Origin of the sequence: Chryseobacterium sp. W4I1 (assembly GCF_030816115.1) — a bacterium.
Classification (GTDB): domain Bacteria; phylum Bacteroidota; class Bacteroidia; order Flavobacteriales; family Weeksellaceae; genus Chryseobacterium.
The window spans coordinates 1,457,087-1,472,394 of the sequence record NZ_JAUSXQ010000001.1; the positions used below are offsets into that span (position 1 = coordinate 1,457,087).

At 36.9% G+C, this 15,308-nt stretch carries 10 protein-coding genes and 1 pseudogene; 7 read left to right on the forward strand and 4 right to left on the reverse strand.

The features are described 5' to 3' along the window. Window positions 1–8: 8 nt before the first annotated feature. From QF044_RS06725 to QF044_RS06750, 6 genes are all read left to right on the forward strand, one after another. Window positions 9–836: a GLPGLI family protein gene (locus QF044_RS06725; protein WP_307265251.1), complete on the forward strand. Its 828-nt coding sequence runs from the start codon at window positions 9–11 to the stop codon at window positions 834–836. 127 nt (window positions 837–963) lie between these two features. Next, the gene (locus QF044_RS06730; RefSeq protein ID WP_307265254.1) at window positions 964–2,301 is read left to right on the forward strand and encodes a M20/M25/M40 family metallo-hydrolase; all 1,338 of its coding nucleotides are present in this window, start codon (window positions 964–966) and stop codon (window positions 2,299–2,301) included. Between the two features lie 98 nt (window positions 2,302–2,399). Beyond that, window positions 2,400–3,035 carry a 16S rRNA (guanine(527)-N(7))-methyltransferase RsmG gene (rsmG, locus tag QF044_RS06735; protein ID WP_307271964.1) on the forward strand — a complete coding sequence of 212 codons (636 nt, stop codon included), beginning with the start codon at window positions 2,400–2,402 and terminating at the stop codon, window positions 3,033–3,035. Window positions 3,036–3,096: 61 nt separating this feature from the next. Next, complete coding sequence (locus QF044_RS06740) at window positions 3,097–3,501, forward strand: hypothetical protein (protein ID WP_307265257.1); 405 nt, start codon at window positions 3,097–3,099, stop codon at window positions 3,499–3,501. A gap of 3 nt (window positions 3,502–3,504) precedes the next feature. Next, a complete protein-coding gene (locus QF044_RS06745; RefSeq protein WP_307265260.1) occupies window positions 3,505–4,044 on the forward strand; it encodes a DUF922 domain-containing protein in 540 nt (179 codons plus the stop codon). Beyond that, window positions 4,041–6,734: a PD-(D/E)XK nuclease family protein gene (locus QF044_RS06750; protein ID WP_307265262.1), complete on the forward strand. Its 2,694-nt coding sequence runs from the start codon at window positions 4,041–4,043 to the stop codon at window positions 6,732–6,734. The genes QF044_RS06745 and QF044_RS06750 overlap by 4 nt, the downstream gene beginning before the upstream one ends. A 60-nt stretch (window positions 6,735–6,794) precedes the next feature. On the opposite strand, the gene QF044_RS06755 is transcribed toward QF044_RS06750, so the two are convergent. The 4 genes and pseudogenes from QF044_RS06755 to QF044_RS06770 form a co-directional block, all read right to left on the reverse strand. Further along, the gene (locus QF044_RS06755) at window positions 6,795–8,744 is read right to left on the reverse strand and encodes a T9SS type A sorting domain-containing protein (protein WP_307265266.1); all 1,950 of its coding nucleotides are present in this window, start codon (window positions 8,742–8,744) and stop codon (window positions 6,795–6,797) included. Window positions 8,745–8,907: 163 nt separating this feature from the next. After that, a pseudogene (locus QF044_RS06760) lies at window positions 8,908–10,087 on the reverse strand (acyl-CoA dehydrogenase family protein). 128 nt (window positions 10,088–10,215) lie between these two features. After that, complete coding sequence (locus tag QF044_RS06765; RefSeq protein ID WP_307265269.1) at window positions 10,216–11,004, reverse strand: NUDIX domain-containing protein; 789 nt, start codon at window positions 11,002–11,004, stop codon at window positions 10,216–10,218. A 23-nt stretch (window positions 11,005–11,027) separates the two neighbouring features. Then, the gene (locus tag QF044_RS06770; protein ID WP_307265272.1) at window positions 11,028–12,215 is read right to left on the reverse strand and encodes a sugar MFS transporter; all 1,188 of its coding nucleotides are present in this window, start codon (window positions 12,213–12,215) and stop codon (window positions 11,028–11,030) included. A gap of 177 nt (window positions 12,216–12,392) precedes the next feature. Between QF044_RS06770 and QF044_RS06775 the strand changes: the two genes are divergently transcribed. Beyond that, entirely contained in the window at window positions 12,393–15,308 is a 2,916-nt protein-coding gene (locus QF044_RS06775) for a TonB-dependent receptor (RefSeq protein WP_307265275.1), read from the forward strand.

The window sequence follows — 15,308 nt, forward strand, 5'->3', positions numbered from 1 at the left end:
ATCTTAAAATGTACAGACTTTTCTTTTTATTATTAGCTTCCCTTATATCAGCCCAGAGTTATCGTTTTGTTTACGAGTATAAATTCAGACCTGACATAAACAATAAAGATTCGTTGGTAACGGACTATATGAATCTGGACACAGACGGTAAAAAATCATATTACTCTAATGCTGTGAAGTTTGAACGTGATTCTGTCTACAATATAGATAAGAGCTATCCGGCACTTTTAAAAGGAAAACACTATGATCGTAATCTGAATTATACCATTGAAAAAGATTATGCTGACAAGACAATTAATTTTTATGATAAGTTTAAAAATGTAAGCTTTATTATAACTGATAACGAAACTCCAAAATGGAAAATGGAGAACGAATTCAAGAAAATTAATACAATGAACTGCCAGAAGGCAGTTGCAGAGTATAAAGGCAGAAAATGGGAAGCCTGGTTCTGCAAAGATTTTCCGGTGAGCGACGGCCCGTATAAATTCAGTGGACTGCCGGGACTGGTAGTATCCATAAAGGACAGTGAAAATGATCATACATTTGATTTGATTCAGATCAAAAAAATCAACACAGTCAATGCTTTTATTCCAAAGAATAATAAACAAATGACCAATGAAGAGTATAGGAAATTACTTAAAAATTACCTCTTTAATCCAGGAGATGATATCACAGGTATGAATGTAGATTCCAAAGCAGGGAAAATGGAACTTCAGCTAAAGGATGGCTATGTAGCACAGTTTGATTATAATGAGTTGAAAAAAAGTGGTGCCAGAATGGATGATGTGATTGCCAATAAACTCAGATTGACAAACAATCCTCTTGAAAAGGAATAAATTTAAGAAAAGATAAGGGATTGTGGAGAAGCAGCCTTTTTGAATCTAAAAATATAATTAAAACCTGTCCGTATAAAAAGAATAGTTAAATCATTGATTCGTATATTTAAACCTCTAGATCCATTGTATGAAATATTCTCTTTTTTTATTATTGATCCCTTCTTTCATTTTTTCACAGGTACGTTCAAAAGATGCTGAAATAAAGAAATATGTTTCTGAAGTGAGCTCAGATTCTTTAAAATCCCATATCGCTAAGCTTGTTAGCTTTCATACGAGGCATACTTTAAGCTCAGTAGATGATAAGCATCAGGGAATTGGAGCTGCAAGGAATTGGGTGTTGGGGAAATTTAAAGAATATGCCAGAAATTCAGGCGGAAGAATGGAAGTCTATATGCAGCAGGAAAATATTCAGCCGGATGGAAAAAGGGTAGACAAAGTTACAAATCTGGGAAATCCAATGGCCTTTTTAAAGGGAACAGATCCTAACGATAAAAGAATTTTCCTGATTTGTGGACATCTGGATTCACGGGTCACGGATGTAATGAACAGGACGCTATCCGCTCCCGGCGCTAATGATGATGGCAGCGGGGTAAGTGCCGTTATAGAAGCAGCGAGAATTTTAAGCAAATCTTCTTTTCCCGCATCTGTTATTTTCGTGACTTTTTCTGGAGAAGAACAGTCGTTGCTTGGCTCTAAACTTTTGGCAGATAAAGCAAAAAAAGAAAATATGCAGATAGAAGCTGTCCTGAATAATGACATGATTGGAAATCCTAAAGCCGGTGAAACAGGAGAGATCAATACCCGTACGCTTAGGGTATTCAGTGAAGGTCTGCCTTATGCAGAAATGGATAAGAAAGCAATGACTATAAGAAATTTAGGACTTGAAAATGACAGTGAATCCAGGCAATTGGCCCGGTACATTAAAGAGACTGCAGAAAAATATGTGAAAGGGCTTGAAATAAAATTAATCTACAGAAATGACAGGTTCCTGCGCGGAGGAGATCATTCCAGTTTTGTCAGTAATGGATTTCCTTCCGTAAGACTGACAGAGTATTATGAAAATTATGACCATCAGCATCAGGACATAAGAGTAGAAAATAATACACAGTATGGCGATCTTCCTGAATTTATAGATTATAATTATCTGAAAAAAAATGTAGCTGCCAATATCGCTGTATTGGCCAGCCTTGCAAAATCTACTCCTGGACCTGAGCATGCAGAAATGAAAGTTAAAGAACTTACCAATTCCACAACCTTGCAATGGGAAAAACCAAAAACAGGAAACCCGGCTGGGTATTATGTGCTTATAAGAGAAACGGATAGTCCGGTGTGGCAAAAAAAGATATTTACCGCAGGGCTTTCCATTAAGATTCCGCTTTCAAAGGATAATTACATTTTTGCAGTACAGACTGTTAATCAAACCGGAAATTTGAGTGTGCCTCTTATACCGGGGATCGCCAGATAACCTGATCGTGCTGAAAATTCAAATTAAGGACTGATCAGGAGAACTTGACTTGAATACAACAGAAATAAAACTTATTTTTGCAGATTATAATAATTCATATGGCAGCGTCGTTACTATTAAAATATTTTCCGGATCTTACAGAAAAGCAGATCGAGCAGTTTAACCAATTGGAAAAACTGTATAATGAATGGAATGAAAAAATCAATGTGATTTCAAGAAAGGATATGGAATCGCTGTATGAAAAACATGTCCTGCATTCTTTAGGAATTGCCAAAATAATGGAATTTGCACCAGGTACAAAAGTACTGGACATTGGAACCGGAGGAGGCTTTCCCGGAATTCCCCTTGCGATCCTGTTTCCGGAGGCAGAATTTACCCTGATCGACTCTATCGGGAAGAAAATCACGGTAGTACAGGCAGTAGCAGAAGGAATAGGACTTACGAATTTAACGGCTATCCACGGAAGGGCAGAAAAGGTAAAAGAGAAGTTCCATTTTGTAGTGAGCCGTGCCGTAACCCAAATGCCGGAATTCCTGAGATGGCTGAAAGGAAAATTTGAAAAAGAACAGATCAATTCCAAACATAACGGAGTTTTATATTTAAAAGGCGGTGACCTTGCTGAAGAGCTGGCCGGCATTAAATGTGAAATCTTCAACCTTAAAAACTATTTTGATGAAGAATTTTTTGATACTAAAAAAGTGATTTATGTATCAAAAGGTAATTTTAATTCTTAATTTTATATAATTTTGGAATAATTTTTACTGAATTTATGTTAATAATCAGTAAATTAGGGATATGAAAAAACTTTTAAACATTGGGTTTTCAGTATTGTTTTTAGGGCTGATCTTTGTCTCCTGTGAAGATAATGATTATCAGACCGTACAGTCTATAGGTAGAATCAGGATCGACAGTGTAAAGGTCATGAAGGATACCATGGATGTTTATTCAATACAGAGTATTAAGACGTATTCTACCTATCCGTCCCAGTGTGAGGGATTTTACGGATATGATTACATTTATGATAGTAATCTGGAGAGGTCAGTTACTGCTTACCGATATACAACTGACGGGCCTTGCACGCAGAAAGCTTATGTAGGCGTCAATCAGATCAATTTCAGTCCACGTCAGAAGGGAACCTATATATTTAAATTCTGGAATGGAGGTAACAGTTTGATCACCAAGACAATTGTAGTTGAATAATAAATGATGAAACTGATTTCAATTTTCTGTTTTTTTGGAGTTAATATGCTGTTTGGGCAGAAAATAATCTGGAAAGAAGACCGTAAACTTACGTGGGATGATTTTAAAAGTACAGTGAGCAGGAAAAGCAATCCCGACGTAGTCGCTTATACCCATTGTGGCTGGGAATATTCTGTAGTAAAATCCAGTAATCCCAAATCTCCTGTGAAAATTGAGATCACGACTATTTTTAACATGGACCAATCCTGGAAAGATGAAAAAAAATTGAATGACTATATCCTGATGCATGAGCAGAAACACTTTGATATTGCAGAATTATTTGTCAGAAAATTCAGAAAAGAAGTAGAAGGAAAAATCAAAACCACTGCTGATTACAATAAAAACTTTAAAGCAATTTATAGCAAAATATCAAACGATTATAAAAATTTCCAGATATCCTATGACAAAATTACTGAACATGGGATGAACAAAGAAAAACAGGCAGAATATAACACTGTCATCGCTGAAGAACTAGACCAATTAAAAAGCTATAAAGCCTCTTGAAATTCCTCAATAAGATCATCCACAAACTGCTGGCCCAAAACCCTGACCTCTCAGAGTTTAATATCGTTCTGCCCGGAAAACGGCCCATCGTATTTATCAGGCAGATCTTGGAAGAAAACAACTACTCTGGCTTTCTTCCCAATTTTGTTACCATAGAAGAACTGATCGACAAGATTGCAGATAAGCAGCCTGTTCAGGGAATCTCGTTATGGCTTTTTGCTTTTGACGTTTATCGCAGACTTGGTCTTATTCCAAGAGATGATTTTTCAGATTTTTTAAAGTGGTTTCCAACCCTTCAGAAGGATTGGGATGATATTCTGAAATTCTCCGAAAGTGATGAGGCTGTTCTGCAATATATGTTTGATGAGGAAAGGATCAAAGAATGGGCACAGGATCTGGGTGAAGATGATGATGTTCCACGAAAGAAATTCCTGAATTTCTGGCAGAATATGAATATTTTTCTTCCTGCCTTAAAGAAAAAACTGCAGGAAAGAAACTGGGCAACTTCCGGAATGATCCATGAAACCGCCAAAGCGAGGATTGTAGATTTTGCTAAAAATACTGCTGAACATTTTGTTTTCTGTGGTTTTAATGCCTTTACACCAGTGGAAGAGAAGCTGGTAAGAAGCCTGCTGCAGTGGAATAAAGCACAGTGTTTTTTCCAGGCAGACCGTTATTATTTTGATGACGAAAGACAGGAGGCCGGAAAATTCCTGAGAAACCACAAAACGTGGAAAGAATTTGATGACAACAGAGCTTTTCAGTGGATAGAAGATGATTTTAATCAGCCTAAAAATATAAAGGTCTATGAAGTTTCCGGAAATGTGACGCAGACCAAAGTATTACCGGAAATATTTAACGAAATTGAAAATAAAACTTTTTCCAATACGGCAGTAGTTTTGCTGGATGAAAACCTTCTTCCGGCAAGTTTAGATGTGATGTATGGTGTTGAAAACCTGAATATTACAATGGGGTTTCCCCTGAAGAATCTTTCTTTTTCAAATGCAGTAAAACAATTGTTTTATCTTCAGAAACAGCTGGAAAAAAATAAATCTTCCTATTATTACAGAGATATTTTTCCTATCCTTGAAGAACTTCCGAAATCAGCTGAAGATGAGTTGATTATCAGTAATTTCCGGACAAAAATAGAGGAGAGGAATATTGTTTATATATCAAAAAAGCTTCTGGAGGAACTTCTCGGCGGGCTTTCCTATTATAAGCTTCTAAAAAAGGCCGATGATACCAATATTTATCTGGATATGCTTATTGCGTTCTGCCGTGATATAAAATGGCTTGAAATAGATGATATCCAGTATGAAAACGTTTCTCATTTTGAAAATGCATTCAGAATCATTAAAAACCAGCTGAGTCCTTATGATTTTGAGATCAAAATGGAAACCCTGGAAATCCTGATCAACCAGCATGTGAATTCTGAAAGTATAGATTTTCAGGGGGAACCACTCCGGGGTCTGCAAATCATGGGGCTTCTGGAAACCCGTCTGCTGAATTTTGAAAATGTCATTATGCTTTCAGTGAATGAAGGAAAGCTTCCTTTGGGAAATTCCCAGAATACCTATATTCCGTTTGATATCAGAAGATACTTTGATCTTCATACATTCCTGGAAAATGACAGCATTTATGCCTATCACTTTTACAGACTGATTCAGGATTCTCAAAATGTCCATCTGTTGTACAATGCCCTCAGTTCAGGAGTGAATACCGGAGAAAAGAGCCGCTTTATTACCCAGATCGAAATGGAGAGTTCTCATCAGATAGAACATCTTATTATTGAAAACTCATCCGAGCCGATTGCTTCGCAGCCGATAGAAATTCCGAAGACTGAGATCGTAATGGAAAGACTTGAAAAATGGAAAGAGAAAGTCTCTGCTTCACATCTTACCAGCTACCTTTACAATCCGATTGATTTTTATCTTTCCAAGATTTTAAGGACCTCCGAGGCGGACGAGATAGAAGAAGAATTGTCTGTTAAAAATTATGGAAACCTAGTGCATTATTCACTTCAAGAAGTATATGAATTGCTTAAAGGTAAGGTTTTAAAAGAAAAGGATTTACAGAATTCAATTAAAGGTATAGATGAGTATATTAATATAGCTATTGAAAAGCTTAAGCACCAGCCTGAATTCTATGAAAAAGGAATGAATTATATTCACAGGGCTATTGCTAAAAAAGTGATTGAAAATGTTCTTAACCATGATCTTGAACTGGTGAGAAACGGGAATACGCTGGAGATTTTAGACATTGAAAAGAGGTTTGAAAATGTAGATTTTTATCTTGATGGGAATGATAAAATTTCATTCTTAGGATTTATTGACAGAATAGACCGCCTGAACGGGACCTTAAGAATTATCGATTATAAAACCGCAAAAATTAAAAACCTGACGGTAAAAATTGATGAAAATAATATAACTGATTATTTCCACAACAGTGAAAGAAAACAGGCACTGCAGCTGTGTATTTACCATTATGTAGTACAAAACCTTCCCGAGTTCTGGGGGCTTCCTATTGAAACAGGAATATGGAGCTTTGCAGAAGCCAAGAAAGGTGTGGTTTCGCTGCAGTTTGATAAAGGAAATATTGATGATGCCATGCAGTCCGTGAAAAACCTTATCCTGGAAATTCTGAATCCTGATCTTAGTTTTATTGAAAATATCAAGCCTTATTCCAATTAAAATGCACCTCATTGCTGAAGTGCACTCAATTGAAATGAAGAATATATTATTGAAGTCAGCTTATAGTTTTACTTTTTTACTCACTGTTTTTCCGTCAGTACCAACCATCTGGACCACATAAATCCCCGGTTCCAAACTTTTAGATTCAAATTCTGGCTTATTGATTTCCTCGTGAAGAATCAATGCACCGGAAATACTGTAGATGCTGATGCTTTTAATACCGTTATCTGCTTTCGCTAAGATCTGGCGGTTTTGTGTAAATATTTCAGATTTACTAGCTAATGAGTGGCCTGTCAGCGATTTCTTGAACTGCAGATTATAAAATGGAGTAACGATTTCAAAGGTATTACTTTGATTATCAATATCTTTTATGTCAATTCCTCCGTTGGATGCATATTGTTCCTGAGATACAGTTTTTAGCAGGTTTTTATTTTCATCAAAAATATTGACAGCAATCAGTTCATCCTGTGGAAGCTTCAGTTTTAGAACACCATTTATTTCAGACTGTATAATCTCATTCTCTGGAACTTCTATCGGCGTATTTTTAATATAAGGAATCATTTTATCATTATTATTTTCCTGTACTTTCAAAAGATAGACACCGTCTTTTAAGGTTGATAAGCTCCTTTCTGTTCCTGATTTACTTACTGCTTTCTCCTGATTGAAGTCGGTAATTGCAATCAGTTGCATATTGCCCAGATCCGGTTTTAATTGAGAAGAATAAAGCGGATTAATTTCAGAAAGGCTTTTTCCTCCTTGTTGTTTTGAAGTTAGTATTGCCCACTGGTTCAAAAGACCGCCGCTTCTAAGAGTGTTAAATTTTGCATTAGAAGCAAGAGTAAATGGAAGAATTCCTCCTACATGTCCTAAAGGTCCCCAGAATAATGATTCCAGCTTATATTTGTTCAGATCCCACCACGCATAATAACCCCGTTGTACATCAATGGTTTTAGTAGTGTTTTCAGGTGGTATAGCCAGGTCCACTGAAGAATGCCCTAAAGTCATTGGTGTTTTGTTGTACCAATCATATACATCCTTAGGCTTCATACATCGTCTGAGATTATTATTAGGATTATTAGTGACGTCATTAACAAAATTCTGGGTGAAAAGATTTCTCCAGATCACGGGTCCCCAAAGAAGACCTCCATTATCCTGAATTACATGATAATTATATTTATCCAGGTATTCGGGTGAAATAACTTCCGAAATGCTGGTATTGTAGGTTTTATAGCCTGTATTGTTACAGGTATGCAGAACATTAGCCAGGAAAGAGGTGAACGGATAAAAATCCTTTTCCAGAACCCCTTTGTTCAAAGTTACTCCTGAAAAATCATAAGGTCCGTCTCCCAGATAAGCATATTTGAATTTCAGATTGGTGGGGTTGGAGGTATTGAGACTTTTTAAAGTTGACATGGCGGCGTGGGCACCTTGCGAATAGCCTGCCAGGAAATATTCATCGTAACGTTTTATGCCTTGCTGAGCCAGGACTTTATTGGCTGCTGTTACAAAGTCTATGGTGGCACCGGCTTCTGTAGCAGCATCTACGTAAGGGTGAACCCCGTCTCCGCTTCCCATTCCTACATAATCGGGAGCCATCAGAATGTAACCATTGAGCACATATGAAAGTTCCACTACAAATCCGGCGGTTAAAGCTCCTTTAAAGTTGGAAGGTACATTATCTCTGCTATCCGTAGTTCCGTGGTCAGATACTACAGTAGAAAGCTTGAAATTAAGGTTGGGATACATCAGTAATCCTGTGGCTTTTACTAAGACATTCTTTTCGTTTTTAGTGTAATAAGTAATTTTATAGCCTTTAAGACCCACATTGAACCCGTTAAGATAGCTAACGAAATCCGGAGCATTCTGGTCACCAAGACTGTTGGCGATGAAACTAACAACGCCCTGTGGGGTTAAATCCAGTTTTTGTTCAACATTTACAAGATCTCCTGCCTGTTGGGCAAAAAAGAACGGAGCGGTAAAACTTAATAAAAGTGTAGATAATTTTTTCATATTAATATTTTTTGATGTTATTAAATTAAATATTTATAATAAAGTTTCAATAATATTAATGCATTAATAATTATTCATTGAATATAAGTTCCCTGCAAAGTGACTAAAACAAGGAGTCCGGCCATTCGGCCGGACTCCTCTTCAGTATATTTTAAACTTTTATTTAAAAAGCGTTGATTCCTGTTATATCTAAACCGGTGATCAGTAAATGAACATCATGTGTACCTTCATATGTTATTACAGATTCAAGATTGGCTGCATGTCTCATCATTGGGAATTCTCCCATAATTCCCATACCGCCAAGGATCTGTCTAGACTCTCTTGCAATATCAATAGCCATTTTCACATTGTTACGTTTCGCCATTGAGATCTGTGCAGGGCTTGCCTTATGGTCATTTTTAAGGTTTCCTAACTGAAGACATAGCAATTGTGCCTTTGTGATTTCCGTTAAGAATTCAGCTAATTTCTTTTGCTGAAGCTGGAAAGAACCGATCGGCTTGCCAAACTGTTTTCTTTCTTTAGAATATTGAACAGCTGTACAGTAGCAGTCAATTGCTGCACCAATTACGCCCCATGATATTCCGTATCTTGCTGAATTCAGACAAGATAATGGCCCTTTTAATCCGGTTGCTCCCGGAAGTAGATTTTCTTTAGGAACTTTTACATTATTAAATACCAGTTCTCCGGGTTTTGGAAGCCCTCAAACTCCATTTATTATGAGTTTCCGGCGTGGTAAAGCCTTCCATACCTCTTTCAACGATCAGTCCCTGTATTTTTCCTTCTTCATTTTTTGCCCAAACTACAGCAATATCGCATAATGGAGAGTTTGTGATCCACATTTTAGCACCATTCAGTAGGTAATGATCACCCATATCTTTGAAATAAGTTTCCATAGAACTTGGATCAGAGCCGTGGTTAGGCTCAGTCAGTCCGAAAGAACCGATCATTTCTCCTGCAGCAAGATGGGGAAGGTATTTTTTCTTTTGCTCCTCGGAACCGAATTCATTAATTGGGAACATTACCAGTGAGCTCTGTACCGAAGCAGCAGAACGTACTGCAGAATCTCCTCTTTCCAATTCCTGCATAATCAAACCGTAAGAAATCTGATCTAAACCTGAACCGCCATATTCAACAGGAATGTATGGACCTAAAGCTCCAATTTTTCCCAATTCTCTCATCAAGCCCGGAATATCTGTATGATTTTGTGCGGCCTGATCGATCTGCGGCATTACAAAACTTTCCACCCAATCTCTTACCGATTGACGGATCAGTTTGTGTTCTTCAGTAAGTAAAGCATCAATTCCGTAGTAGTCTGGAATGCTTGTAAGAGGATAATATGACATGATTTTTTTGATTTGTTTAAAAGTAATACTTTTCGTGTGGTTGGAAAAATTTTTTTGTAAATCTTTATTACCTATGATTCTCAATAGGATAAATAAGATTGGGAGAGTTTTGATAAAAATACAGCCTCCTAAGATTCCTCGTCATTAGAGATAGGATACTGATTGGCAGAATTATGTACCTTAGTTTTGAACTTATACAGATATGGAGCTTTGTTCGCAGATCCATCATATAGTTTCTCCAGTCTGTCCAGAATATTTAAGCTTAATATTTTACGCTGGAAATTATTTCTCCTGAATTTCTGACCTAAAATAGTCTCATAAAGTGACTGTAAATCTTTCATGGTAAATTTTTCAGGAAGAAGATTGCTGGCAGCCACTTCCGTATTAATATTCATACGAAGATATTCAAGGCCTGTTTCTATGACCCTGTCGTGATCGAAAGCCATTTTAGGCAGATTATTTACCTCAAACCATTCACAGCTTTCATTAAAAGCGTCCGGAAAAGTATTGGCAATTGAAAAATCGATCAGGCTGCAGTAGCCTACAGTAATGAATCTCTGGAAGATCCAGTGATCTTTGGGAACCTCAATTCCTTTATTATTGAGAAGAATCTGGTGGACATTATTCTCCGTACGGTCTATTCTTCCAAAAGTGTGGAACTGCTTTAGGAAAAGATCCTGAAGATGGGTTCTTTCATATAAAACTCTGGCAGCGGCTTCACGGAGATCTTCATCGTTAAAAACAAATCCACCTGGGAGCGACCACAGATCCAGATCATGATATTTTAAAAGCAAAACCTTCAAAATATTATTGTGAAAACCAAATATCGTGCAGTCAACAGATACATGCGCTACAAAATCTTTTGTATCAATAAGTTCCTGAAGGGTTTCTTTGTTTTTTGTGTCTTTGATTTTCATGGGAGTAAAAATAAAATTATTTTCTATATTTTCTTTCCTGCAAGCCTAAAATATATTAAACTCACTGTAAAAAGCACAGAAACAGCCAGTAATATGTACAGCGGATAATAGTTTAGGAGTTGTTTTCCAAACAAAACAGACATAATAATAGAACTGACAGAGCTGCCTAGAGACGAAAAAATCACAATTAGGGAAGTAAACAGGTTGATTTTTTCTTTGTCAACCTTTGCAATCATTTTTGAATTGATGACAGGGTAGAGCGGTGAAAGGAAGAGTCCGATTACCGGGAATAAAAACAAGATTACGGTAGAATTTACAGAATCAAAATACTGGATTCCTAAAATAATCAAAAGGATTAGAATAATTAAAGAGATGCATAAAATATAGTATCTGGATAATGAAAATCTTTGGATGATATTCGCCGTTACTGTTCTTCCGGCATAAGAAAAAAGAGCGAGAAAAGAAGTAGCCTGTAAAGCAAAGAATGAATTGACATTCAGGTGATTTTTATAAAAAGAAGGTAACCATGAATTAAACCCTTGTTCCACAAAAACGATGAAGAAAACCACAGCAAGGAATAGTATGGTAGCCGGTTTGGCAAATGCTGAAAGTTCCGAAATAAGACTCTTGCTTTCAGATTTTTTGGCTTCTGAAATATCTAGCTTTAAGAATAAAAATATAGTAATTGCGCAAAGTATGGATATGGAAAGAAAACCAAATTTCCAAAATTCCGAATAACGGCTCGAGATTAACCATCCAAAGCCTGTATTGACCACAAAGATTCCCACCATGAATGTTGCTTCTACACTATTCATCATCTTCGCAAGGGACTTTTCATCTGAAATATTATTCCTGATAATCCCAAAAACACAGATTTTTCCGACCGCAAAACAAGTCCCGATAATTGCAAACCAGACCTTGTAAAACCAAAAATCTTCTATAAACGGAAGCAGACACGAACAGATACCGACAATAACCAGCGCAGAAATCAAAGCTTTTTTAGTGCCGGTTTTACTGATGAAATTCACTGCGAAAAGTGAAATAAAAGCGATTGGAAGATCCTTGAATGATTCTAAAAGACCCAACTTTTCGTAGGTGATCTTTGCTTCCGAAAGTTGAAGAATTACAATACCCATGCAGTTCAAGACCATTGAAAAGATAAGAAAGGTCAGTTTTAAGGGAAGAGAGATTTGGGAAAGCTTAGCCGTCATTTTGGGGATTTTTTTGTTAATGTTTTTGGCAGTATTTTATGAATTATGAAATAAATATAGGGCTTTAAACCCCCAAAAATAAACGAAAAATTAAAATAATTATGAATAGAATGTTAATTATTTAAAAAAAAATATATTTTTATTGTCTCAATTTGAGAATTAAAAAAATAACTGTATATGAATCTAAGAATATCAAGAAGTCTGGGATTGGTTGCCGTGCTGTATTTTACAGCCAATTTCAGTGCGCAGACTACTACGGTAAACGATACCGTTCCGAAAGAGAATAAAATAGAGGAGGTGGTAATGATTGGTTACGGCAGCCAGAAAAAAAGCAATGTGACAGGAGCTATTTCCAGCGTTAAAGCAAAGGATATTGAAAATGTGCCGGCTGGAAGACCCGAGCAGGTTCTTCAAGGAAGGGCAGCAGGTGTCACAGTGATTTCAAATTCGGGACAGCCCGGTTCAAAAGCTACCATCCGTGTCCGTGGTATTACCAGTTTTGGAGCAGGAAGTAACGACCCTCTATGGGTAGTGGATGGAATTGTAGTTGACAACATTGGATGGCTGAATCAGTCTGATATTGAAGGGATGGAAATTCTTAAGGATGGAGCCTCTGCTGCTATCTACGGAGTTTCTGCAGCAAAAGGAGTGGTTCTGATTACAACTAAAAAAGGGGTAAAAGGACGTCTTAATGTTTCTTATAACGGATTTCTAGGTGTTGGAAGTGCCTCTAAAAAACTCGACTTACTCAATGCAGCTCAATATGCAACAATTATTAATGAAGCCAACGTAAACGACGGACGTAATCCTGTTTTCGCCAATCCTTCAGGTTATGGGCAAGGAACAGATTGGCAAAAAGAAATATTTAATTCGGCGCAGCGTACCTCTCACGAGTTCAGCATCAGCGGAGGGAATGATAAATCTACTTATTACTCTTCATTTGGTTACTATGATCAGGAAGGTATAGTAATGAGAGATATTTCTTATTATAAAAGACTGAATGCAAGACTGAATTCAAATCATAAAATATTTGATTTTTTAACGGTAGGGCAGACCTTCGCTTATACACATACGAAATCCCAGGGGATTAATGAAAATGGAGAATTTGGAGGCCCACTAAGTTCGGCTATAAATATGGATCCGCTTACGCCTGTAGTAGTCACTGATCCTGCTATGCTTGCTACAAATCCATATAACAATCCCGATATTATGGGATCACTTGTACGGGATGAAAATGGAAATCCATATGGAATTTCAAGTCGTGTAAACAAAGAAATGTCTAACCCAATTGCGTTTAAAAAAACACAGATGGGAAGATACAAATGGAGTGATGATATGGTAGCAAATGTATTTGCTGAATTAAAATTCAACAAAAACTTCACTTTTAAGTCAAGTATGAATGGGAAATTATCCTATTGGGGTGAACAGGCTTTTACCCCTAAATATTATTTAGGACCTGCCAATAAGACTGATTTTAATAATTTATTCAGACAGACCGATAAAAAATTTGAATGGAGTACAGAAAATACGCTTACTTATCAGAATAAGTTTGGGGAGCATAACTTAAACGTATTGCTAGGGCAGGGATATTATGAGTACAATATCTCTTCGGGTCAGAATACAACGTATAAGAATCTTCCTACCAACAACTGGGAAGATGCATCATTTAACTTTGAGATTCCTCAAACAGACAGGTTGACCAACGCTTGGGACGGAAAAGAAACCCATAAAACTTCTTATTTCGCAAGGGTTGTATATGACTATAACAATAAATATCTATTTACAGGAACAATACGAAGAGACGGGTCCTCAAAATTTGCCAGAGATTATCACTGGGGAAATTTCCCGGCAATGTCTTTGGGGTGGAATTTATCCAACGAGAGCTTCTGGCCTGAAAATAAAGTTGTCAACAGCTTCAAGCTAAGGGGTGGATACGGAATTTTGGGGAATGATGCTATTGATGATTTTCAGTTTGCCAATTTCTTGTCTCCAGGAAGCAACTATACCTTTGGTGATAATATTATTCATATCGGATATGCACCAAGTACATTAGAGAACCCTGAACTGAGATGGGAAAAGACATCGCAAATCAATATAGCAGCTGATATCAAGCTTTTTAGAAATTTTGATTTATCTGTGGATGTTTACAGAAAGAAAAGTACAGATATCTTAAGAAGAATTGAACTTCCCGGTTATTTGGGGCTTGTAAAAGATCCATGGAGAAATATTGGTGATATGAACAATGATGGGATAGAAGTTACTTTAGGATATAAAAAGTCCTGGGGGGATTTCGGATTTTCTGCTAATGGAAACTTCAGTTACCTTAAAAATGAAATTACCAGACTGGAAGGAGACAAGTTATATGTGCCCTTTGCATCGTTCCAGTCAATGGGTGCTGTTTCAAGGCTGCAGGTGGGATCTTCCTATGGAGCATTCTATGGATTTCAGAATTTAGGTGTTTTCCAGAATCAGGCAGAAGTTAATGCTTACAAAGATGGTAGCGGAAACCTGATCCAGCCTAATGCAAAACCAGGAGACTTCAAAAGGCTGGATGCTAACGGAGACGGGAAGATCGATGAGAATGATTATGTAAACCTTGGAAATTCAGTTCCGAAATACACTTTTGGTCTTACTCTAAATATGAATTACAAAAACTTTGATGTAATGATATTTGCACAAGGTCAAGCAGGAAACAAAATTTTCCAAGGGTTAAGAAGACTTGATATTCAGGATGCCAATTACCAGACAACAATCCTGGACAGATGGACTGGAGAAGGGACATCAAATATGGTAGCAAGAGTCACTCAGGATGATCCTAACCAGAATTATACAAGAATGTCTAATTACTACCTTCAAAAGGGTGATTATCTTCGTCTTAAATTGGTACAGGTGGGTTATACACTTCCGGTAGAAGTTGCAAAAACCATTGGAGCAAATAAAATAAGATTCTATGTTACAGGTGAGAATCTTGTAACATTTACAAAATACACAGGCTATGATCCGGAAATTGCCGGAAATGATACATTTGGTGTGGATAGAGCATATTATCCGCAAGCAAGAACATTCCTTTTTGGTGCTAACGTTCAATTTTAA

Coding starts and splice junctions, on each gene's coding strand:
- QF044_RS06740 (WP_307265257.1), top strand. CDS start 3,097: ATGAAAAAACTTTTAAACATTGGGTTTTCAGTATTGTTTTTAGGGCTG.
- QF044_RS06770 (WP_307265272.1), bottom strand. CDS start 12,215: ATGACGGCTAAGCTTTCCCAAATCTCTCTTCCCTTAAAACTGACCTTT.
- QF044_RS06775 (WP_307265275.1), top strand. CDS start 12,393: ATGAATCTAAGAATATCAAGAAGTCTGGGATTGGTTGCCGTGCTGTAT.
- rsmG (WP_307271964.1), top strand. CDS start 2,400: ATGGCAGCGTCGTTACTATTAAAATATTTTCCGGATCTTACAGAAAAG.
- QF044_RS06725 (WP_307265251.1), top strand. CDS start 9: ATGTACAGACTTTTCTTTTTATTATTAGCTTCCCTTATATCAGCCCAG.
- QF044_RS06765 (WP_307265269.1), bottom strand. CDS start 11,004: ATGAAAATCAAAGACACAAAAAACAAAGAAACCCTTCAGGAACTTATT.
- QF044_RS06745 (WP_307265260.1), top strand. CDS start 3,505: ATGATGAAACTGATTTCAATTTTCTGTTTTTTTGGAGTTAATATGCTG.
- QF044_RS06755 (WP_307265266.1), bottom strand. CDS start 8,744: ATGAAAAAATTATCTACACTTTTATTAAGTTTTACCGCTCCGTTCTTT.
- QF044_RS06730 (WP_307265254.1), top strand. CDS start 964: ATGAAATATTCTCTTTTTTTATTATTGATCCCTTCTTTCATTTTTTCA.